Annotated in this window: 22 protein-coding genes and 3 tRNA genes; 13 read left to right on the forward strand and 12 right to left on the reverse strand. The window is 54.5% G+C overall.

Translation table 11 applies throughout. The features are described from left to right. Positions 1-96 precede the first annotated feature (96 nt). From N9C89_RS08635 to N9C89_RS08645, 3 genes are all read left to right on the forward strand, one after another. Positions 97-1,095 carry a Fe(3+) ABC transporter substrate-binding protein gene (locus N9C89_RS08635; RefSeq protein ID WP_263953480.1) on the forward strand — a complete coding sequence of 333 codons (999 nt, stop codon included), beginning with the start codon at positions 97-99 and terminating at the stop codon, positions 1,093-1,095. Positions 1,096-1,225: 130 nt separating this feature from the next. Further along, complete coding sequence (locus N9C89_RS08640; RefSeq protein WP_263953481.1) at positions 1,226-2,179, forward strand: nucleoside hydrolase; 954 nt, start codon at positions 1,226-1,228, stop codon at positions 2,177-2,179. Between the two features lie 21 nt (positions 2,180-2,200). Further along, positions 2,201-3,613: a protein adenylyltransferase SelO gene (locus N9C89_RS08645; RefSeq protein WP_263953482.1), complete on the forward strand. Its 1,413-nt coding sequence runs from the start codon at positions 2,201-2,203 to the stop codon at positions 3,611-3,613. Positions 3,614-3,657: 44 nt separating this feature from the next. Here the strand turns inward: N9C89_RS08645 and N9C89_RS08650 are convergent. The 10 genes from N9C89_RS08650 to N9C89_RS08695 form a co-directional block, all read right to left on the reverse strand. Further along, positions 3,658-3,734 (reverse strand) — tRNA-Asp (locus tag N9C89_RS08650). 29 nt (positions 3,735-3,763) lie between these two features. Then, positions 3,764-3,840: transfer RNA gene (locus N9C89_RS08655), tRNA-Asp, on the reverse strand. Positions 3,841-4,060: 220 nt separating this feature from the next. Further along, positions 4,061-4,136 (reverse strand) — tRNA-Val (locus tag N9C89_RS08660). A 53-nt stretch (positions 4,137-4,189) separates the two neighbouring features. Further along, a complete protein-coding gene (locus tag N9C89_RS08665) occupies positions 4,190-4,795 on the reverse strand; it encodes a histidine phosphatase family protein (protein WP_263953483.1) in 606 nt (201 codons plus the stop codon). A 12-nt stretch (positions 4,796-4,807) separates the two neighbouring features. Next, on the reverse strand, positions 4,808-5,278 hold the full coding sequence (gene soxR / locus N9C89_RS08670) for a redox-sensitive transcriptional activator SoxR (protein WP_263953484.1): 471 nt from the start codon (positions 5,276-5,278) through the stop codon (positions 4,808-4,810). Between the two features lie 14 nt (positions 5,279-5,292). Further along, on the reverse strand, positions 5,293-5,628 hold the full coding sequence (locus N9C89_RS08675; RefSeq protein WP_263953485.1) for an HU family DNA-binding protein: 336 nt from the start codon (positions 5,626-5,628) through the stop codon (positions 5,293-5,295). Positions 5,629-5,751: 123 nt separating this feature from the next. Further along, entirely contained in the window at positions 5,752-8,163 is a 2,412-nt protein-coding gene (gene lon, locus N9C89_RS08680) for an endopeptidase La (protein WP_263953486.1), read from the reverse strand. A gap of 387 nt (positions 8,164-8,550) precedes the next feature. Then, the gene (tgt, locus tag N9C89_RS08685; protein ID WP_263953487.1) at positions 8,551-9,678 is read right to left on the reverse strand and encodes a tRNA guanosine(34) transglycosylase Tgt; all 1,128 of its coding nucleotides are present in this window, start codon (positions 9,676-9,678) and stop codon (positions 8,551-8,553) included. 48 nt (positions 9,679-9,726) lie between these two features. After that, positions 9,727-10,074 carry a 4a-hydroxytetrahydrobiopterin dehydratase gene (locus N9C89_RS08690; protein WP_263953488.1) on the reverse strand — a complete coding sequence of 116 codons (348 nt, stop codon included), beginning with the start codon at positions 10,072-10,074 and terminating at the stop codon, positions 9,727-9,729. A 15-nt stretch (positions 10,075-10,089) separates the two neighbouring features. Next, entirely contained in the window at positions 10,090-10,884 is a 795-nt protein-coding gene (locus N9C89_RS08695) for a phenylalanine 4-monooxygenase (protein WP_263953489.1), read from the reverse strand. A 137-nt stretch (positions 10,885-11,021) separates the two neighbouring features. On the opposite strand from N9C89_RS08695, the gene N9C89_RS08700 reads away from it, so the two are divergent. From N9C89_RS08700 to N9C89_RS08720, 5 genes are all read left to right on the forward strand, one after another. After that, positions 11,022-11,495, forward strand: coding sequence for an Lrp/AsnC family transcriptional regulator (locus N9C89_RS08700; RefSeq protein WP_263953490.1), 474 nt, complete (start codon positions 11,022-11,024; stop codon positions 11,493-11,495). A 115-nt stretch (positions 11,496-11,610) separates the two neighbouring features. Beyond that, positions 11,611-11,976 (forward strand): SUF system Fe-S cluster assembly protein, encoded by a 366-nt coding sequence (locus N9C89_RS08705; protein ID WP_263953491.1) that lies wholly within the window; start codon positions 11,611-11,613, stop codon positions 11,974-11,976. A gap of 89 nt (positions 11,977-12,065) precedes the next feature. Next, positions 12,066-12,431 carry a HesB/IscA family protein gene (locus N9C89_RS08710; RefSeq protein WP_263953492.1) on the forward strand — a complete coding sequence of 122 codons (366 nt, stop codon included), beginning with the start codon at positions 12,066-12,068 and terminating at the stop codon, positions 12,429-12,431. A gap of 94 nt (positions 12,432-12,525) precedes the next feature. After that, positions 12,526-13,257 (forward strand): triose-phosphate isomerase, encoded by a 732-nt coding sequence (gene tpiA / locus N9C89_RS08715; protein ID WP_263953493.1) that lies wholly within the window; start codon positions 12,526-12,528, stop codon positions 13,255-13,257. Positions 13,258-13,561: 304 nt separating this feature from the next. Next, complete coding sequence (locus tag N9C89_RS08720; RefSeq protein ID WP_263953494.1) at positions 13,562-14,743, forward strand: cytochrome P450; 1,182 nt, start codon at positions 13,562-13,564, stop codon at positions 14,741-14,743. Between the two features lie 6 nt (positions 14,744-14,749). On the opposite strand, the gene N9C89_RS08725 is transcribed toward N9C89_RS08720, so the two are convergent. Further along, positions 14,750-15,211, reverse strand: a complete 462-nt coding sequence (locus N9C89_RS08725) for an Lrp/AsnC family transcriptional regulator (protein WP_263953495.1) — start codon at positions 15,209-15,211, stop codon at positions 14,750-14,752. A gap of 233 nt (positions 15,212-15,444) precedes the next feature. Between N9C89_RS08725 and N9C89_RS08730 the strand changes: the two genes are divergently transcribed. The 5 genes from N9C89_RS08730 (at position 15,445) to N9C89_RS08750 (ending at position 19,532) form a co-directional block, all read left to right on the forward strand. Continuing rightward, positions 15,445-15,753 carry a DUF2849 domain-containing protein gene (locus N9C89_RS08730; RefSeq protein WP_263953496.1) on the forward strand — a complete coding sequence of 103 codons (309 nt, stop codon included), beginning with the start codon at positions 15,445-15,447 and terminating at the stop codon, positions 15,751-15,753. Further along, a complete protein-coding gene (locus tag N9C89_RS08735) occupies positions 15,746-17,416 on the forward strand; it encodes a nitrite/sulfite reductase (protein ID WP_263953497.1) in 1,671 nt (556 codons plus the stop codon). Before N9C89_RS08730 ends, N9C89_RS08735 begins: the two co-directional genes overlap by 8 nt. Further along, positions 17,406-18,200, forward strand: coding sequence for a phosphoadenylyl-sulfate reductase (locus N9C89_RS08740; protein ID WP_263953498.1), 795 nt, complete (start codon positions 17,406-17,408; stop codon positions 18,198-18,200). Before N9C89_RS08735 ends, N9C89_RS08740 begins: the two co-directional genes overlap by 11 nt. Then, positions 18,197-18,616 carry a DUF934 domain-containing protein gene (locus tag N9C89_RS08745; protein ID WP_263953499.1) on the forward strand — a complete coding sequence of 140 codons (420 nt, stop codon included), beginning with the start codon at positions 18,197-18,199 and terminating at the stop codon, positions 18,614-18,616. Before N9C89_RS08740 ends, N9C89_RS08745 begins: the two co-directional genes overlap by 4 nt. A 67-nt stretch (positions 18,617-18,683) precedes the next feature. Continuing rightward, on the forward strand, positions 18,684-19,532 hold the full coding sequence (locus N9C89_RS08750; RefSeq protein ID WP_263953500.1) for a ferredoxin--NADP reductase: 849 nt from the start codon (positions 18,684-18,686) through the stop codon (positions 19,530-19,532). A gap of 76 nt (positions 19,533-19,608) precedes the next feature. On the opposite strand, the gene N9C89_RS08755 is transcribed toward N9C89_RS08750, so the two are convergent. Continuing rightward, positions 19,609-20,238: a hypothetical protein gene (locus N9C89_RS08755; protein WP_263953501.1), complete on the reverse strand. Its 630-nt coding sequence runs from the start codon at positions 20,236-20,238 to the stop codon at positions 19,609-19,611. Between the last annotated feature and the right edge of the window lie 30 nt (positions 20,239-20,268).

Consider the following 20,268-nt stretch of genomic DNA (forward strand, 5'->3'; position numbering starts at 1 on the left):
TTCCGACTTTTTTAATCAAAAATTCGCGCGCACCCCTTGACCTGAGCATTTTACTCGGATTTAACGCGATCAAACGCAAACTTGGAGTTCATAACAATGCGCTTGATTACAACTGTCGCGGCAATTGCCATGGCCGCACCTGCTCTCGCCGAAGAAGTTAACGTCTATTCCTATCGCCAGCCCGAGTTGATCGCGCCGCTCACAGACGCGTTCACCGAAGAAACAGGCATCAAAGTTAACGTCGCCTTCCTGAACCAAGGTATGGTCGAGAAGCTTGAAGCTGAGGGCGATCGCTCCCCTGCCGACCTCGTATTCACAGTTGATATTTCGCGCCTGAACAGCGTTGTCGAAGCAGGCCTGACACAGCCGGTTGAGAGCGAAGCGTTGCTGGCCACTGTTCCTGCGAATTACCGCGACCCAGAAGGCCACTGGTACGGTCTCACAACGCGCGCGCGTATCGTTTATGCATCGAAAGACCGTGTCGCTGACGGCGAAGTCACAACTTACGAAGACCTTGCCGACCCGAAATGGGAAGGCCGCATCTGTACCCGCTCCGGTACACACGCTTATAACGTTGCGCTGACGTCTGCGATGCTGGTTCATCACAGCGAAGAAGAAGTGAAAGAATGGCTCGAAGGCGTAAAGGCTAACCTTGCGCGCAAGCCACAGGGCAACGACCGCGCGCAGGTCAAAGCGATCTGGGCAGGTGAGTGCGATATCGCCATTGGCAACACCTACTACATGGGCAAAATGCTCGCCGATGAAGAGCAAAAAGAGTGGGCTGACGCGGTTAACATCGTGTTCCCAACCTTTGAAGACGCTGGCACACACGTCAACATTTCTGGTGTTGCTCTGGTGAAATCCGCACCGAACAAAGAAAACGCCGTCAAGCTGATGGAGTTCCTGACTTCGCCGAAAGCTCAGGAAATCTACGCTGCTGCGAACTTCGAATACCCAATCGCACCAGGCACAACTCCTGTTGATCTGGTTGCAAGCTGGGGCGAATTCACTGCTGATGACACAAACCTAATGGAAATTGCGAAACGCCGTGCAGACGCGCTTCGCCTCGTAGAAACAGTGGATTTCGACGGCTAAAGCTTCACACAATTAAATTCTGAAAGCGGCCCTGCAACTTGCGGGGCCGCTTCTTTTTTGCCGACAATCGGGCTTGCAATTCGCGCGCGACAGTCGCACTCTCGGCCTTCGCCAACAACAGGACGTACCGATGACTCAAGACAAATCCCCACGCAAAATCATCATTGATACCGACCCAGGGCAGGACGATGCAGTTGCTATATTGCTTGCATTGGGGAGCCCAGAGGACGTTGAGGTTCTCGGCGTCACTGCGGTTGCGGGAAATGTTCCGCTCCCCCTCACGCAAAAGAATGCACGGATCGTCTGTGAGCTTGCGGGAAAAACCGAAGTACCTGTCTATGCAGGCTGTGAAGCGCCGATGAAACGCAAACTGGTAACAGCGGAGCATGTTCACGGCAAAACAGGCCTTGATGGTCCGGTCATGCCCGACCCGACTATGCCGCTCACAGACGGACACGCCGTTGATTTCATAATTGAAACCCTACGAAACCATCCAGAGAAAAGCGTCACTCTCTGTCCGCTTGGCCCGCTAACCAATATCGCAACGGCCTTTGCGAAAGCACCCGATATCGTCGACCGCGTGCAGGAGATTGTCATGATGGGTGGTGCATATTTCGAGGTGGGAAACATAACTCCAGCGGCAGAGTTCAACATCTATGTAGACCCCGAAGCTGCCGATATTGTGTTCAAGTCTGGCGTCCCGATTGTTGTTATGCCGCTCGACGTGACCCACAAGGCGCTCACCACCGCCGAGCGCGTCGAAGCATTTCGCAATCTTGGAACTGAACCAGGCCGAATGGTTGCGGAATGGACCGACTTTTTCGAGCGCTTCGACAAGGAGAAATACGGCTCCGCAGGCGCCCCTCTGCATGACCCTTGCGTAATTGCCTATCTTATCCAGCCCGAGCTGTTTTCAGGCCGTCATATCAATGTCGAGATTGAAACCGGCTCCGAGTTAACCCTTGGCATGACAGTTGCAGATTGGTGGGGCGTTACAGACCGCCCAGCGAATGCAATGTTCATGGGCGATTTGGATGCGGATGGCTTTTTTGCTCTGCTGACAGAGCGGATCGCCCGCCTATAGCGATAAAACAGGAGAGATCCGGTGTTTGCCTTTGACAACAGCTATGCTCGCCTCGCGCCCGATATGTTTGCGGAGGTAGCGCCGACACCTGTAAAGGCGCCGGAACTGTTGGCGTTGAACCAAGAGCTCGCGCAGGAACTTGGCCTATCCGACTCCGAATTCCATTCCAACGAACTGCTTGAAATCCTATCGGGCAATCGCATTGCTAAAGGGTCTCAACCCATCGCACAGGCCTATGCGGGGCATCAATTTGGCAACTTCGTTCCGCAACTTGGCGACGGTCGGGCGCACCTCCTCGGCGAAGTGATCGATAGCAACGGCCAGCGGCAGGATATCGTGCTCAAAGGGTCAGGCCGCACACCATTCTCCCGAAATGGGGATGGCCGTGCATGGCTTGGCCCAGTCTTGCGCGAATTTCTGGTTTCGGAGGCTATGCATGCGCTCAACGTACCCACAACGCGCGCTCTGGCCATCGTGGCCACAGGCGAGCGCGTCCAGCGCGAAACCGCCCTGCCCGGCGCGATTCTAACGCGCGTTGCCACAAGCCACCTTCGCGTGGGAACATTTCAATATTTCGCCCAACGCGGCAATCTGGATGCACTCAGCGCGCTGGTCGATATGGCGATTGAGCGCCACTACCCTGACGCAGAAGGGCCACTCGGCCTGCTGCACGCAACGGTCGCATCGCAGGCCAAGCTGATTGCCCAATGGCTCGGGCTTGGCTTCATTCACGGAGTGATGAACACCGATAACTGTCACATTGGCGGATTGACGATTGATTACGGCCCTTGCGCCTTCATGGACGCATTCAATCCCGAACAGGTCTATTCCTCGATCGACCGTATGAGCCGCTATGCCTATCAGAATCAGCCCGACATCGCCGCATGGAACCTTGCTCAATTTGCCAGCAGCCTTGTGCCCCTCATGGGAGAAGAAAAAGCCGCGATTGCCGCTGCAACCGAAGCAGTAAACAGTTTTGGCCCGTTGTTCTTCCGCGCATGGATTGAAGTTTTCGGGCGCAAACTCGGCATTGCAGATGCAAAGCAGAGCGATCGCGATCTTATCTATGGATTTCTGAATGTCCTCGCGAAAAACCGACTCGATTTCACAAATAGTTTCAGAGATTTGGCTGTTCATGGTCGCATCACTGAAGCGAAAGATACCGAAGAATTAGACGCATGGTATAGCACTTGGAAATCTCGCCTTGATGGCGAATCCAATCCACAAGAAATTATGCGCGGCGCAAACCCAGCGGTCATCCCGCGCAATCATCGAATCGAAGCTGCGATTGTCTCAGCGGTTGGCGGCGACCTTGCCCCCTTTGCCGCGCTTCACACGGCTCTTTCGTCCCCGTATGAAACGCCTGAAGACCGAACACTCGTACAACCGCCAAAGCCCGAAGAGGTTGTCCAAGCAACCTTCTGCGGTACATAGGCTTAACGCGCATTGCGCAAACTCTTGTTTTTCTAGGAAGAAAGTGGCGCGGTTGACGGGGCTCGAACCCGCGACCCCCGGCGTGACAGGCCGGTACTCTAACCAACTGAGCTACAACCGCGCAAGGCCGGGCAATTTCCAAAAGTGCAGTGGCGCGGTTGACGGGGCTCGAACCCGCGACCCCCGGCGTGACAGGCCGGTACTCTAACCAACTGAGCTACAACCGCGTATGCACTCCTGGGACTGTGCCCAAGCGTGAGGCTGCTTTTAGGGTGGTGTGTCCCTGCCGTCAAGCGCGGTTTTACGGAAAACTTTGCTTGAATGAAGATTTATTTGCACAGCAGCCGATACCCGAAGAAACCGAACAAAAAGTCGCTAAATTCGACGGCCAAAATCCGTAACGCGCCGGTCCGGCGTAATCTTAATCTGGTGTATCAAGGGAGAAAATGGTGGGTCGTGAGAGGCTCGAACTCCCGACATCTTCGGTGTAAACGAAGCGCTCTACCAACTGAGCTAACGACCCGATGGCGGCTAATTAGCCTAGGGACGCGGGGGGATGCAAGAGCAAAAATGCGATTATTTCGCTTCTTTTAAAATTACTTCCTCACCGCCCGAAATTCTGAAGATACAGCCTTGTGTATGAGGCAGTGCGCGCATCTCTAAAAAGCTGAGATTACAGGCCAATCCGCGTAACATCGTGGACGTGATTCCATGTGTGATCAGAACGCTCGGTTTCGTTAGGGAGTTCAGAAATGAAAGACAGCGCCCTCGCAATTGAGCCTCGCCCTCCCCGTTCGGGGCGTTGAGGTAGAAGCTGAAATCATCCGCGCACCGTTCAACGATATCAGGCCACTCTTTTTCGATGTCCTTGTGAGTCTTCCTCTGGAAGTCACCAGCATCCACTTCGGCCAATCGCGCGTCTACGATTGCATCTATGCCATGCGGCGCCAATGCGATCTTCGCGGTTTGTTGCGCGCGCCCAAGTGGGCTAACGAAAACATCGACCTGAGCAAACTCCTGAAACACCGCGGTCAGCAATCTGCTTTGTGTTTCCGCTTGCTGTATTCCTTGCGACGTAAGCGGAGAATCTAACGATCCTTGAAGCCGCCCCGCAAGGTTCCATTCAGTTTGCCCGTGCCGAAGAATGAACAAAGGCGGCGTTTTCAATGGCTTTCCCGGCATAGAATAACTGCTTTATGCCTCATCATTTTGCTCACCAATCCATCGCTGGGGGCCCGATCCATGCGCAGCAAGAGCGTCGTCCGCATTGTAGAGAGGGCAGTTTTCAAGCGATAGGCATCCACATCCGATACAGTGATCAAGCTGGTCGCGCAGCTTCTCCATCAAGGCAATCTTCTCGGTAAGGAGCGCCTTCCATGGCTCCGCAGCCTCCGCCCAATCATCCGCTTTGATCACGCGATCTTGGGGCAAGCCTCCGAGCACTTCCTTGATGGTCGACAGGGGCAAACCAACCGATTGTGCCACACGAACGATAGCAAGTTTTCGGAGCTCCCCGCGATTGAATCGCCTGTGGTTGGCATCTGTCCGCCAGCTCTCGATCAGCCCTTCGGCCTCGTAGTAATGCACCGTTGAAACGGGCACGCCTGCGCGCTTTGCGAAGTCCCCGACGGAAAGATCGTTCGGCTTTATCCGTTGCGCGGCCACCCTACCCGCACCGCCTAGGCCGTTTTATGCTTCGGCTGCCGAACGCGACATACGTAAACGTCGGCATTCGGCTGCTCGTTCTTCTTCTTCACAACAAGCTTGCCGAAAGGCTGCAGGTTGAGGTCTTCGCCAGCGGCCAAAGCTTCGCCTAGAACAGCCAGAGCCGCTTCCACCGACGGCTTTACATCACGTTTCTTTAGCCCTGATTTCACAACACAGCGTTCAATGAACTCTTTCTTTTTCAAGACAACAGTTGGAGCGGTGTCCTCTGAAACCTTCTCAACCGGTACTTCTGGCGCCGTAGCTTTTGGCGCTGCGGTTTTCGATGTCTTGCGGGGTTTTGTTGTCATTTTTCCGGTCCGGCTGTTGGAGTTGTCTGCAGGTTAGGACATCGCCCTGCGTTTCACCATGCCTTGCATAGAAAAAGGGCGCCTCCCGGATCGGGAAACGCCCTTTCGCTCTAAATAGTCTGTTTAGTGGGCCGTTACATGGCCACCTTCGCCACCTTTTGAAGCGCTCGCAGCGAGGCGTGCGGCCTCTTCTGCTTCTTCGTCCCAAACGATAGCTTCAGGCTCGGACACTAAAGCGTGCTTCAGAACATCGTTCACATGGCGTACGGGAATGATGGTCAGCCCATCTTTCACGTTGTCCGGGATATCGGCCAGATCCTTCTCGTTCTCATGCGGGATAAGAACGGTCTTGATACCACCCCGAAGCGCAGCGAGGAGCTTCTCTTTGAGGCCACCAATCGCCAGCACATTGCCGCGCAGAGTAACCTCACCGGTCATGGCGATGTCTTTCTTAACGGGAATACCCGTCAGCACCGATACAATCGACGTCACCATTCCAACACCGGCACTCGGTCCATCTTTTGGCGTTGCGCCTTCTGGAACGTGAACGTGGATATCGACCTTTTCAAAGACAGGTGGCTTTACGCCAATCTCTGGGCTGATCGAACGAACAAAGCTGCTGGCGGCATCGATGCTCTCTTTCATCACATCGCCGAGCTTACCCGTTGTTTTCATGCGACCTTTGCCTGGAAGTTTCAGCGCCTCAATCGACAGCAAATCGCCGCCAACGCTTGTCCATGCAAGGCCGGTCACAACGCCCACTTGGTCCTCTTCTTCGGCGAGGCCATAGCGGAAACGCTTAACCCCGAGATAATCCTCAAGATTGTCGCTGGTGATCCGTACCACATCGTCTTTCTTACGAATGATCTGGGTAACAGCTTTACGGGCCAGCTTTGCCAACTCGCGCTCGAGGTTCCGCACACCTGCTTCGCGGGTGTAGTACCGCAAGATATCGGTGAGCGCCTCGTCAGTGATCTCGAACTCGCCCTTCTTGAGGCCATGCGCTTTGATCTGTTTGTTGATCAAGTGCTGTTTGGCGATCTCGGTTTTCTCGTCCTCGGTGTAACCCGCAAGCGGAATGATCTCCATCCGGTCAAGAAGCGGACCTGGCATGTTATAGCTGTTCGAGGTGGTGAGGAACATCACATCCGACAGATCGTATTCCACTTCAAGATAGTGGTCCACGAAGGTCGAGTTCTGTTCTGGATCAAGCACTTCAAGCATTGCTGACGCAGGGTCGCCACGGAAGTCCTGACCCATTTTGTCGATCTCATCGAGCAGAATGAGCGGGTTCGTGGTTTTCGCCTTTTTCAGAGCCTGAATAATCTTGCCGGGCATCGAACCGATATAAGTCCGGCGGTGGCCACGGATTTCGCTTTCATCGCGCACACCACCGAGGCTGATGCGGATAAACTCACGACCCGTCGCAGCGGCAACCGATTTCCCGAGGCTGGTTTTACCCACGCCGGGAGGTCCAACGAGGCACATGATTGGCCCCTTGAGCTTTTTGCTGCGCTGCTGAACGGCGAGGTACTCGACAATCCGCTCTTTCACCTTCTCAAGACCGTAGTGATCGTCGTCGAGGATTTTCTCGGCGCGGCTAAGGTCTTTTTTCACGCGGCTGCGCACACCCCACGGGATGGACAGCATCCAGTCGAGATAGTTCCGTACGACGGTGGCTTCAGCGCTCATCGGGCCCATATTCTTGAGCTTTTTAAGCTCGCTCTCGGCCTTTTCGCGCGCTTCTTTTGAAAGCTTGGTTTCTGCAATCCGCGCCTCAAGTTCCAGAATCTCGTTCTGGTCCTCTTCGCCATCGCCGAGTTCCTTCTGAATGGCTTTCATTTGCTCATTCAGGTAATACTCGCGCTGGGTACGCTCCATTTGGGTTTTGACGCGGGTTTTGATCTTCTTCTCAACCTGAAGAACAGACATCTCGCCCTGCATCAGGCCATAGACCTTCTCAAGACGCACATCGACAGGAAGCGTTTCAAGAAGCTCCTGCTTCTGTTCAACTTCAATCCCCAGATGCCCCGCCACAAGATCAGCCAGTTTGGCGCTTTCGGTGGCTTCGGATACGGCGGCAAGCGCCTCTTCGGGGATGTTCTTCTTGATCTTGGCGTAGCGTTCAAACTCTTCGCCAACCGACCGCACGAGGGCTTCGATCAGATCGGCCTCCCCCGGTGTTTCCTCAAGAAGCTCTGCGTTGGCTTCGAAGAACTGGTCATTTTCGATGTAGTCGGTGATACGTACCCGCTGAATGCCTTCGACAAGCACCTTCACGGTTCCGTCGGGCAACTTCAAAAGCTGCAGCACATTGGCAAGAACGCCAGTACGGTAAATGCCATCGCTTTCGGGATCGTCCACAGACGGGTCAATCTGGCTCGACAGCAGGATATGTTTATCATCCGCCATCACCTCTTCGAGGGCGCGGACTGATTTTTCACGGCCCACAAACAGCGGCACGATCATATGGGGGAAAACCACAATATCGCGCAGCGGCAGGACTGGATAAGATGAATTGAGTTGCTCGTGCATGCTCTTTCCTTGTTTTTGGCAAGAAGGAGCGATCCCGCTTGGCGGCAATCATGTCCTTCTCCGGCTCGGAAAATATAGGTGGGGGCCTGTCCCACGCCTTTCAACCATCGCGCCGTTTGGATGGGTGTAACAATGCCTGCCCGAAACATCGAGAGCAAGGAAGGAATCGCCCAAATTTGCCCGTAATCGCGTGTTGTTTGTTAAGTGTTTGGAGTCAAAACCATTCTTGAGGAGGTAATTGTTTACCGAGCACACAGATTCAGGCGATTTTAGGCGTTCTGACGCGCAGAATCGGCAGGGTTTCTATGCCGAAAACGTGAAGAGAGCGCGGCGCATACTGGATATATCTTGTGGCTCGGCGCCCAAATCCATCCATATCTGGACACCCTAAAGCGGCTCGATATCACCGTTTGCGCGTTCCTCGTGGAACGTTTTTTGGAACTCGGCAAATGTTCCTGCGGCGATAGCGTCGCGCATTCCCTGCATCAAGTCTTGATAATATTGCAGGTTGTGCCACGTCAGGAGCATTCCGGAAATCATCTCTTGTGCGCGGAAAACATGGTGCAAGTAGGCACGCGAGTAGTTCCGACATGCCGGACAGCTACAAGCTTCATCAAGCGGTCGTGGATCATCTGCGTGACGCGCGTTTTTGATGTTCACAACACCTTTTCGCGTAAAGAGCTGTCCCGTGCGGCCAGAGCGGCTCGGCAAAACGCAATCCATCATATCAATCCCGCGGGCGACAGCCCCGACGATATCATCAGGTTTACCCACGCCCATAAGGTAACGCGGCTTATCCTCAGGAAGCATATCAGGCGCATAATCCAGCACGCCAAACATGGCCTCTTGCCCTTCACCAACAGCAAGACCGCCCACGGCATATCCCTCAAAGCCGATCTCGCGCAGCTTTTCCGCGCTTTCGGCACGCAACTCTTGGGTCACGCCCCCCTGTTGGATGCCAAAGAGCGCATGACCAGGCCGATCGCCAAAAGCATCACGGCTGCGCTGCGCCCATCGCATCGACATCCGCATAGAGGCCGCAACCTCCTCTTCGCTGGCGGGCAGCGCAGGGCATTCGTCAAAACACATGACGATATCGCTTCCAAGAAGCTTCTGAATTTCCATTGAGCGCTCGGGCGTCAGCATGTGTTTGCTGCCGTCGATATGCGAGGAAAACTTAACGCCCTCCTCACTCATCTTGCGTAATCCGGCAAGGCTCATAACCTGAAACCCGCCACTGTCGGTCAGGATCGGCTTTTGCCAGTTCATGAACTTGTGCAACCCACCAAGGCGGTCGATCCGCTCTGCGGTTGGGCGCAACATGAGGTGATAGGTATTCCCAAGCAAAATATCCGCGCCCGTTGCCGCGACGCTCTCTGGCAGCATTGCCTTAACAGTAGCTGCTGTGCCGACCGGCATAAACGCAGGCGTGCGAATATCCCCGCGCGGGGTCGAGATCAAACCGGTGCGGGCCTTGCCGTCAGTTGCGGCGAGTTCAAAGGAAAATTTGCTCATGGCCGCCGCATACGACAGCGGCCAGAAAAATGCAAATACCCGTTGGCGTTACTTTGCCAACATGGCATCGAACTTGGCCGCGCAAATGAAATCATTTTCGCTCAACCCATCGATTGCATGGGTGGTGAACGTCACGCTGCAATAGCCCCACCCGAAGGCAATATCGGGATGATGGCCCTGCTGATCGCCAAGAAACGCTGCGAGATTGGCGGTATAGGTGGCTTTTGCGAAACCTTTGAACTCAAGGCGACGCTTTAGAAACTTAGCATCTCCAGACAGCTCCCAACCGTCATCAAGTTGCTTCATCAGCGCCTTTGCTTCGGTTTCGGTTAGTGCCGGAACGCCCCCTTCGCAGGGCACGCAATTCTTGTCTCCCAATAGGCAAACTTCTGTCATTGTTCTCTCCTGCTTTTACGCGTCTGTTTTCTCTGGATAAGTCGGTGCAAACAAGCCGAGCGACTGGGCCTCTCGCACATCGGTGAGCAAGTCCCGTTCGGACATCGCAACCAGATCATCAATCGCATCTACAACATAGTATATCGGCTGATGGATATCGATGCGATACGGCGTTCGCAGCACATCCAGAATTCGGAATTCCCGCCGCTCAGGCGCGTCAGATACCACCGCATGGGGAAGTTCTGTAGGCGAGGACGCAAGCCCAGACCCCATCCCCTTCACCGCGCCATCTTCGAGAAGAAGACCAAATTCGACCGAAAACCAGTAAAGCCGGATCAACCAGCTATAGTCCTTTTTCTCGGCCTTCAGCCCAGCCTTACCAATCGCCTCCGACACCGCAGCGATACGTGGATCAGTCAGAAGGGGCGTGTGGCCGAATATCTCGTGAAAAATATCCGGCTCTTCGATGTAGTCAAAATCCTTCCGGCTGCGGATAAACGAAGCCGCTGGAAAGGTTTTTTCTGCCAGCATCCCAAAAAACCGGCCAAAGCCAATCAATGCAGGTACAGGCGCAACCTTCCAGCCAGTGAGCTTGCCAAGCCTCTCAGAAATCTCACAACATTGCGGTACACGCGTTTTCGGCATGTCGAGTTTGGTGAGGCCGTTCAGATAAACTTGCGACATATGCGCCGCGACACCGCTTTCTTGGGCCGCATAGAGATCGGCCCAAACGCTGTCTTCTTCGGGTGTGTAGTAAATCCGCCCCGCTTCATCGGGTAGTTTCGCGATATACGCGCTCTGTTTTCCCATCACCAAGCCTCCTCTTTTTGGCATTCGTCCTGCATTGGAATGGTCCCACGAGATTTCAGAAAAATTATTTCAACTTTCGGCGCAGAAGTGCGATTGTTGGCATGAGATTCTAATTTGCTCGCAAATCTGGAGAATTCATGCCCGACAGCACACTCGACTCTTTTGACCGATCCATCTTGCGCACCCTACAAAATGACGGGAAAGCTTCAGTTCAGGATTTGGCAACGGCTGCCAATATGTCCACGTCCCCTTGCTGGCGTAGAGTTAGAAAACTTGAAGAAAACGGCACAATTTCGAAATATGTCGCGCTGCTCGATGCGAAAAAGGTCGGGCTGGGAACTCAGGCGTATGTTCATATCTCTCTGCTTGATCACAAGGAAACGACGATCATTGCCTTTGACAGGTTTGTTTCAAAAGAGGAGCAAATTGTAGAATGCTGTTCCATCACGGGTTCGGATGATTACCTCCTCAAGATCGTGGCCCGAGACCCCGAAGACCTTGAAGCCTTTCTGATGCAGCGTGTCTTGGCGCTCGGGATTGTGCGTTCGTCAACCACGCATTTTGTGCTGCGCCAGAAAAAACAAAGCACAGCCCTGCCCCTCAACCTTTGATACCGTGCGGACGGGCCAAAAAATAACGACAGAGTGACAAGGTGACGCTTAAGGGCCTCTGGACGTTTCCGCGCCATATCCTTATATCTTTGGTCAACTATTGAACGAGGCCCCAATGGACACCACACCGCAAGCCCCGATTGAAGGCGCCCCTTTGATCAAGCCAAGCACAAACGACCACGCGCTTTACGACACAATCGTTGAAGCCTGCCGTACCGTTTATGATCCGGAAATTCCGGTTAACATTTTTGATCTCGGCCTGATCTATACAATTGAAATCAATGACGAAAGCGACGTTTCAATCATCATGTCGCTGACGGCTCCTGGCTGTCCTGTGGCCGGCGAGATGCCCGGCTGGGTTGCCGAAGCAATTGAACCTCTGCCCGGTGTTAAATCAGTGGCCGTTGAGCTCACGTGGGAACCGCCGTGGGGTATGGAAATGATGTCTGACGAAGCGCGGCTTGAGCTTGGGTTTATGTAACCCAGCCCGCGCAAACTCGCAGATTTACCTTGTGAAATTTTGGCGGCACCCCCATCTTTAGGGGGAAACACGCGCAAAGGACGATTTTGATGTTCGGTATTCCCGGCAAACCAGCCCTGTCTCTGACACCTGCGGCGATCAAACAGATCACCCGCTTAATGGAGCGTGACGACTCCATGGGGCTGCGCATTGGCGTCAAAAAGGGCGGTTGCGCAGGCATGGAATACACGATGGAGTATGTCTCCGAAGTGAACCCCCATGACGAGGTGATCGAAGAAGGCGGCGCGCGCGTGATGATTGCGCCAATGGCGCAGATGTTCCTGTTTGGTACCGAGATCGACTACGAGGTCTCGCTGCTTGAGTCTGGGTTCAAGTTCAACAACCCGAATGTGGTTGACGCTTGTGGATGCGGTGAATCCATCAAGTTTGCCGAGCCTGAAGCCGCTGATAAATAACCTGCGGCGGCTTTCAATTTAATTCCTACCTTTCCTTGGCGTAATGAATACGTTACCCATCCGTGCGCCCAACAATTCATGCACGGAGATCCGCATGCGAAGAAAACTTGCCGCCGGAAACTGGAAAATGAACGGAACGCGCCCTGCCCTAGCAGAGCTTTCCAAACTCCAAACACCTGAAAACATTGATGTTCTGATTTGCCCTCCGGCGACGCTTGTTGCCCAAGCCGCCGAAACTCAAACCGTCGCAATCGGCGGGCAGGATTGTCACGCGGCACAATCCGGCGCACATACGGGCGATATCTCTGCCGATATGCTGGCCGATGCGGGCGCAAGCTATGTGATTACCGGCCACTCGGAGCGCCGCACAGACCACGGTGAAAGCGACTCAACGATCGCCGCGAAATCTACTGCCGCATGGGACAGTGGGCTTGTTGCAGTTATCTGCATTGGTGAAACACTTGCAGAACGCGAAAGCGGCAAAACACTTGAAGTGATCGCAACACAGCTCGCCGGATCGGTGCCAGACGGCGCAACGGGCGAAAACACAGTGATCGCCTATGAACCGGTTTGGGCCATCGGCACAGGCCTGGTTCCAGAGCTTGTTCAGATCGCCGAAGTACATGATTTTATCCGTTCCGAACTCACGGCGCGGTTTGGCGCAGACATCGCTGGTGCTATCCGGCTTCTGTACGGTGGCTCTGTGAAGCCTTCGAATGCGTCTGAAATTTTTGCAACGTCGAATGTTGACGGCGCACTCGTTGGCGGGGCCTCACTAAAGGCCGATGACTTCAACGGGATTATTGAGGCACTCGCCAAAGTCTAAGCCCCAGGCGCTCTTATACGAAAGGTCGCATGGTTCTCTGTGCGGCCTTTGAAAAACAAACACTTTTTGAGCGTCGCTATGAGCCGACCTGCGGTTAAAAAGAAAGCGGAGATCGTCTGGGTGACTATCCCTAGTTCCCGACGCGGGGCGCCCGTCTTCGGTTGCGGCCGCGGCGCGAATGAATATAACAATCGCTTCCGGCTTTCGTCCCCATTCATTACATTTTGAACCACAATGCGCAGCAGGTCTTGCCATGGCCACGGCCATTTGAAATGCTGCGGCTTCAATTACATGAGGACGCTCTGTGCAGACCCTTTCCCAAGACCCAACAGCCGCCGATTTTACCCAAGCCCCCTATCCGTTTTATGAGCGCGCGCGCGAATGCGGCGCAATGTTTCACTGGCAAGAATACGGTCTTCCTTGTGCAGTCTCATATGCCTCGGTGAATGCGATATTGCGGGATCGCCGGTTTGGCCGCGAAATCCCGGAAGAAAAGGCCACTGAAAAGCCCGCGCATCAGACTGGGTTTTGGGCAATTGAAAATCACTCGATGCTCGAATTGGAACCTCCACGCCATACCCGCCTTCGCGGGTTGGTCCTGCGCGCCTTTACCAGCCGACGCATCAAGGAGCTTGCGCCCGAGATCGCCAGCCTGTCGCATGATTTGATTGATAAGATTCCGCAGGAGCGCTTTGATTTCATTGAGGGGTTTGCCCAGCCCCTACCCGTCATTATCATCGCCCGACTGCTTGGAATTCCAGAAGAAAACGCCCCTGAACTGCTCCGTTGGAGTAATGCGATTGTCGGAATGTACAAAGCAGGCCGAACGTATGACGATGAGGTTGCGGCATCGGAAGCAGGCAAGGAATTTGCCGACTTCCTGCGTGACTATGTGGCCTTCCGGCGCGACAAGCCGCAGGACGATTTGATCACCCATCTCATCGCCGCCGAGGAAGACGGCGAAAAACTCTCAACCGACGAGTTAATCGCCACCTGCGTTCTGCTTTTGAATGCGGGCCATGAAGCTACGGTGCATACGCTTGGCAACGGCCTTAAGGCCTTTCTAGAGAACGGATGCGCCCCTGACCTGCTTGGCCCTGACGCGATTGAAGGAACAGTTGAAGAAATGCTGCGCTATGACCCGCCGCTGCATATGTTCACGCGCTATGCCTATGAGGATATCGAGGTTGGCCGGCACAGCTTTAAACGAGGTGATCAGGTGGCTTGCCTACTGGCAGCGGCGAACCGCGATCCAGGACGTTGGGAAGATCCTGATCACTTCCTGCCAGAGCGCCCCAAACAGGTTAACGCGAGTTTCGGAGCTGGCACGCACTTTTGTATCGGAGCACCGCTTGCTCGACTAGAAATACAAACCGCCCTGCCGATCCTTTTCGAACGCATGCCAAAGCTCGCGATCGTGGAACAGCCGGAATATGCGCCAATTTACCATTTCAGAGGGCTGAAATCACTGCACCTCAGCGCATAACTGCGCCTAGAGGGGAAGCATCGTCGTTGATTTTATCTCTTCCATTGAAAGAAGCGCAGTGACGTTGAAAATCTTCACTTCAGAAATCAGCGCTTGGTAAAAAACGTCATAGGCGCGGGCGTTTTTCACACGAACTTTCAGGATGTAGTCGATCTCACCTGCGAGTCGATGCGCCTCCTGAACTTCGGGGCGTTCGCGCAGCACGTTGAGAAAGTTCTTCTGCCAGCTTTCCTCGTGCTCTGAGGTCCGTATAAGCACAAAGAAACAGGCCTCAAAACCGAGCGCCTCGGCATCAAGCACAACCGTCTCCTGCCCAACGACTCCCGCCTCTCGTAGTTTCTTGATCCGGTTCCAAACAGGTGTCTTGGAACTGCCGACTTTGCGGGCAATTTCATCAAGAGACTGGCCCGCGTCCTGTTGCAACTCCTTGAGGATCTTCCGATCAACCTCATCAATACGGACCGACATCCTATTTCCCTTCCGATTCCGAAAACTGTGTTCTGTTACGCCCCACAATCGGAACATTCTTCCTTATTTGCAAGAGGGCATAGCGAATTATTGGGAAAATATCCTATATTTACGGACTGAAACACAGGAGATCCCGCTATGACACGCCAGAACACCCAAAAACGAGACGCCCTACTCATGATGGCGGCTTGCGGCATGTCTTGCGGATTCACACCATCGCAGGAGGCATTTTAATGGCGCGCGCATTTACCCCGAAAATTGTAACCGCGAATGCCCTTATTGAGGGTGACGTGATTTACCTCACTGCTGATGACACTTGGTCGCGCAATCACGCAGACGCCGAGCTTATCACAGATGAAGCCCGCGCAGCCGTGCGCCTTGCCTTTGCTGAAGCGCAGCAAGATTTCCTTGTCGGTGCTTACTTGGCTGATGCTGTCGAAGGCGACGCTGGCCCTGCGCCAACCCATTTCCGCGAAGAGTTCCGCTCGGTCGGGCCATCCAATTACAACCACGGCAAGCAAGTGGAGCAAAACAATGTATAAGTATAACGACTTTGACGAAGGCTTCCTGCGCGCCCGTACGGCTCAGTTCCGCAAGCAGGTTGAGCGCCGAATTGCCGGAAACCTGACCGAAGAAGAGTTCCGCCCGCTTCGCCTGATGAATGGTCTCTACCTTCAGCTTCACGCTTATATGCTGCGGGTTGCGATCCCCTATGGCACGCTCAACAGCCGCCAGATGGACCAGCTCGCCTATATCGCCGACACGTGGGACAAGGGCTATGGCCATTTCACCACACGGCAAAACATCCAATACAACTGGCCAAAGCTGTCCGACGTGCCGGATATGCTTGATGCGCTTGCAGATGTTCAAATGCACGCCAACCAGACTTCGGGCAATACAATCCGCAACGTGACAAGCGATCCCTTCGCTGGCGCTGCGATTGACGAGATCGAAGACCCCCGCCCTGTTGCGGAGCTTCTGCGCCAGTGGTCCACCGACCATCCCGAATTCCAGTTCCTTGGCCGCAAATTCAAAATCGCCGTGGGCGCCAGCGAGGCGGACCGTGCGGTTCTGAAATCCCATGACCTCGCCGTAAATATCGTGCGCAATGATGCGGGCGAGACTGGCTACCAAATCCTCGTTGGTGGCGGCCTTGGCCGTACGCCGATGGTTGGCAAGGTGCTAAACGAGTTCCTCCCGCGTGAAGATCTGCTTCCCTATGTGGAAGCAGTTCTGAGCGTCTATAACCTTCTTGGTCGCCGCGACAATAAATACAAAGCGCGGATCAAGATCACCGTTCACGAAAACGGCCTTGATACAATCCGCGCCCTCGTCGACGAGCGGTTCGCCGAGTTGCGCCCGACATTCGCGGGCGGTGATCAGGAGCTGCTGGACGAAATCCGCACGCACTTCCAGCCGCCACAGTTCAAAAACGCACCGATCGATGCGTTCGAAGCTGCATATGAATCCGATCCGGTTTTCCGGTCTTGGGCCGACACCAACCTCGCGCCACACAAGAACGAAAACTACGCCATCGCAACGATCTCGCTCAAAAAGCATGGCGAGACTCCGGGCGACGCGACAAGCGCGCAGATGCGTCAGCTTGCTCAGATCGCACGCGAATATGCGCATGACGAACTGCGGATCAGCCACGAGCAAAACGTGATCCTGCCCCATGTTCACAAGAGCCACCTCCCGGCCATTCACGCACTCTTGCGGTCTGAAGGTCTGGCCACGGCGAACATCGGCCTGATCTCCGATATTATCGCCTGCCCCGGCATGGATTACTGCGCACTGGCGACAGCTCGCTCGATCCCCGTGGCTCAGAAAATCGCCACGCGGTTTGACGAGTTGAAGTTGGAACATGAAATCGGCGCACTCAAGATCAAGATTTCGGGTTGCATTAACGCCTGTGGTCACCACCACGTTGGCCACATCGGTATCCTCGGGCTTGATCGTGCGGGCGTTGAGAACTACCAAATCACGCTTGGCGGTGACGGAACAGAAACAACCGTTATCGGCGAACGCGCGGGTCCGGGCTTTGCCTATGACGAGATCGTGCCGGCCATTGAGCGCCTGATACATGCGTATCTCGAGTTGCGCGACTCCGAAGAAGAAACATTCCTGCAAGCCTATCGTCGCCTCGGTATGGCGCCGTTCAAAGACGCGCTTTATCCGGAGGCTGCGAAGAAAAATGCGGCATGATCCCCTCACTCTAAGCGTTCAGGAGCGCGTAGAGCAGCTTAACAAACGCTATGCCCATCATGGGGCAACGGCGGTGTTGGAGCGTGCTCTGGGCGACCCGCAGGTGGGGCGTATCGGGCTTGTTTCGTCTTTTGGCGCTGAATCGGTTGTGCTGCTGCACATGATCTCAGTCATGGATCGCAACACACCTGTGGTTTTCATCGACACGCAGATGCTCTTTGCGGAAACGCTCGAGTATCAGCTTGAATTGACGGAGCGGCTCAATCTGACCAATGTTCAGACAATCCGCGCCGCCGACACAGCTGTGGCTAAAGTTGATCCAGACGGCACGCTTCACCAGCGCGACACCGATGCGTGCTGCGCCCTGCGTAAAACGCAGCCGCTTCAGGAAGCGCTCTCTGGATTTGACGCATGGATCACCGGACGCAAACGTTTTCAGGCCGGAAGCCGCGCAACTCTGGATTTCTTCGAAAACGAAGACAACATCCGCATCAAAGTAAATCCACTGGCACATTGGGCGCCCGAGGATTTGCAAGAATATATGGATAACAACCGCCTGCCGCGTCACCCGCTGGTGGCCAAAGGCTATCCTTCGATCGGCTGCGCCCCCTGCACCAGCCCCGTTGCGCCGGGAGAAGATCCGCGCTCCGGCCGTTGGCGCGGACAGGATAAAGTCGAATGCGGCATTCATTTCGTGAATGGCAAAATGGTTCGCGGGCCGCTGCCCGTAGATACACTTGAGACCGCCGCCAAAGGAGCCGCGGCACAAGGAGAACAGATATGAGCGTGATCGTAAAAGACACAGGTTTCAATACCGACGACTGGGCAGATGGCTTTATCTCGGTCGAAGACCTTGCCGCCAACGACGGGGCTGCAAACCTTGCCCTCGACGTTCCAAGCGATTTTGACCCGAAAGAGATCGAAGCGCGCCTTGCCGAGATTGACCTGATCCGAGTTGACTTCCCATCCAGCGCGGACGGGCGTGGCTTTACGATTGCCAAGCGCCTGCGCCTTATGGGATTTGCAGGCAGATTGCGGGCGAAGGGCCATGTGATCTCGGACCAATACGCCATGGCGCGTCGTTCGGGCTTTGACGAGGTTGAAATCTCGAATGAGCTTGCATCGCGCCAACCCGCCGAGGAATGGGCCTTCCGTGCCAATTGGCAGGACCATGACTATCAGTCGCGGGTCCGCGCCTAGAAATCCTGATAAACTTCCCCTATAGACTGCGAACAGAGGGCAAAGCGCCGCTTTGCATTGATGACATATGAATGAACAGGTTCCCGTGACACAAGACGCTGCAATTCCCGCTGCTAAGCCCGTTAAAGCGATGCCCGACGCCCAGATTGTAAAGTCGGTAAAGCATTGGACAGACCGGCTTTTCTCATTCCGCGTAACACGCCCTGCGAGCCTTCGGTTCCGCTCTGGCGAGTTCGTTATGATCGGCCTGATGGGCGATCCGGACCCAAAAACAGGCAAGCAAAAACCACTCCTGCGCGCCTATTCCATCGCCTCCCCAAGCTGGGACGAGGAGCTGGAGTTCTACTCGATCAAAGTTCAGGACGGCCCACTCACCTCGAAACTTCAGCACATCCAACCAGGTGACGAGCTGATTCTTCGCCCCAAACCTGTTGGAACGCTGGTGCATGATGCCCTGCTCCCAGGTAAGCGCGTCTATTTCTTTGCCACGGGCACAGGAATTGCACCATTTGCGAGCTTGATCCGTGATCCGGAAACTTATGAGAAATTCGACGAAGTGATCCTGACGCACACCTGCCGCGAAGTTGCCGAGCTTGAGTATGGCCGTCAACTGGTGGAGAGCCTCGAAGAAGATCCATTGATTGGCGAGATGATCGAAGGCAAGCTGAAGTACTACCCCACCACAACCCGTGAAGAGAGCCCCGTTATGGGCCGCATCACCGAGCACCTGAAGTCTGGTGAGCTGTTTGAACGCCTTGGCGTACCTCCGCTCAACCCAGAAACAGACCGCGCGATGATCTGTGGTTCGATGGGCCTTAACAAAGACATTACAGCGATTCTTGAGGAATCCGGCATGCGCGAAGGCGCAAATTCCGAGCCTAAAGAATTTGTGGTTGAAAAAGCGTTCGTCGGCTAAACAACCGAACAACCCAACGAAAAACGGCGCCGCGATGAGTTCGCGGCGCCGTTTCTTTTTGCGGAGTTACCCGAAATTACATGCCAAGCGCAGTTTTGACCTGTGCAAGCGCACCGTCAAGCAGCGCTGGATTGTCAGCAGCAGATTGCACAACGGTCTTGAGCGTTTCTTTTGTGCCATCGTCCAGCGATGAGTTGTCAATCAGCTCATTGACCTTGTCTTGATCAAAGTTGTCGGCGGACAGAACCTCTGCATCATTTCCGCCAGTTACCTCGTTCGCAGCATCTTCAACCGCGTCAGTTGCGCTGTCTGCTGCGTTCTCAACAGCATCTGTTGCATCATCTACAGCTTCTTCTGTTGCGGCCGCGGCGTCGCTTGCGGCATCTTCGGTCGCTTCGACAGCATCATTCACTACTTCTTCTGTGGCTGCAGCAGCATCACTTGCAGCGTCTTCAGTCGCCTCAACCGCATCGCTTGCCGCCTCTTCGGTAGCCTCAACGGCATCACTCACAGCGTTTTCCGTTGCTTCTGCGGCTTCACTCGCAGCTTCTTCGGTGGCTTCAACTGCCTCTTCAGCAGCGCTTTCTACGTTTTCGGCAGCCTCAGATACTTCAGTTTGTACAGTCTCACTATTTGAGGAGAACATCATGTATCCACCGAGAAGAACAATCACGGCGATGATAATAATTAATAGGTTTCTATTCATTGGTTAGGCTCCTTTTTCAAAGTTCCTTAA

The sequence above is a fragment of the Halocynthiibacter sp. SDUM655004 genome (genome assembly GCF_026015885.1).
GTDB lineage: Bacteria > Pseudomonadota > Alphaproteobacteria > Rhodobacterales > Rhodobacteraceae > Falsihalocynthiibacter > Falsihalocynthiibacter halioticoli.

Coding starts and splice junctions, on each gene's coding strand:
- N9C89_RS08735 (WP_263953497.1), top strand. CDS start 15,746: ATGTATAAGTATAACGACTTTGACGAAGGCTTCCTGCGCGCCCGTACG.
- tpiA (WP_263953493.1), top strand. CDS start 12,526: ATGCGAAGAAAACTTGCCGCCGGAAACTGGAAAATGAACGGAACGCGC.
- lon (WP_263953486.1), bottom strand. CDS start 8,163: ATGCACGAGCAACTCAATTCATCTTATCCAGTCCTGCCGCTGCGCGAT.
- N9C89_RS08700 (WP_263953490.1), top strand. CDS start 11,022: ATGCCCGACAGCACACTCGACTCTTTTGACCGATCCATCTTGCGCACC.
- N9C89_RS08730 (WP_263953496.1), top strand. CDS start 15,445: ATGGCGCGCGCATTTACCCCGAAAATTGTAACCGCGAATGCCCTTATT.
- N9C89_RS08675 (WP_263953485.1), bottom strand. CDS start 5,628: ATGACAACAAAACCCCGCAAGACATCGAAAACCGCAGCGCCAAAAGCT.
- N9C89_RS08725 (WP_263953495.1), bottom strand. CDS start 15,211: ATGTCGGTCCGTATTGATGAGGTTGATCGGAAGATCCTCAAGGAGTTG.
- tgt (WP_263953487.1), bottom strand. CDS start 9,678: ATGAGCAAATTTTCCTTTGAACTCGCCGCAACTGACGGCAAGGCCCGC.
- N9C89_RS08745 (WP_263953499.1), top strand. CDS start 18,197: ATGAGCGTGATCGTAAAAGACACAGGTTTCAATACCGACGACTGGGCA.
- N9C89_RS08635 (WP_263953480.1), top strand. CDS start 97: ATGCGCTTGATTACAACTGTCGCGGCAATTGCCATGGCCGCACCTGCT.
- N9C89_RS08695 (WP_263953489.1), bottom strand. CDS start 10,884: ATGGGAAAACAGAGCGCGTATATCGCGAAACTACCCGATGAAGCGGGG.
- N9C89_RS08705 (WP_263953491.1), top strand. CDS start 11,611: ATGGACACCACACCGCAAGCCCCGATTGAAGGCGCCCCTTTGATCAAG.
- N9C89_RS08690 (WP_263953488.1), bottom strand. CDS start 10,074: ATGACAGAAGTTTGCCTATTGGGAGACAAGAATTGCGTGCCCTGCGAA.
- N9C89_RS08755 (WP_263953501.1), bottom strand. CDS start 20,238: ATGAATAGAAACCTATTAATTATTATCATCGCCGTGATTGTTCTTCTC.
- N9C89_RS08750 (WP_263953500.1), top strand. CDS start 18,684: ATGAATGAACAGGTTCCCGTGACACAAGACGCTGCAATTCCCGCTGCT.
- N9C89_RS08665 (WP_263953483.1), bottom strand. CDS start 4,795: ATGCCGGGAAAGCCATTGAAAACGCCGCCTTTGTTCATTCTTCGGCAC.
- N9C89_RS08640 (WP_263953481.1), top strand. CDS start 1,226: ATGACTCAAGACAAATCCCCACGCAAAATCATCATTGATACCGACCCA.
- N9C89_RS08710 (WP_263953492.1), top strand. CDS start 12,066: ATGTTCGGTATTCCCGGCAAACCAGCCCTGTCTCTGACACCTGCGGCG.
- N9C89_RS08740 (WP_263953498.1), top strand. CDS start 17,406: ATGCGGCATGATCCCCTCACTCTAAGCGTTCAGGAGCGCGTAGAGCAG.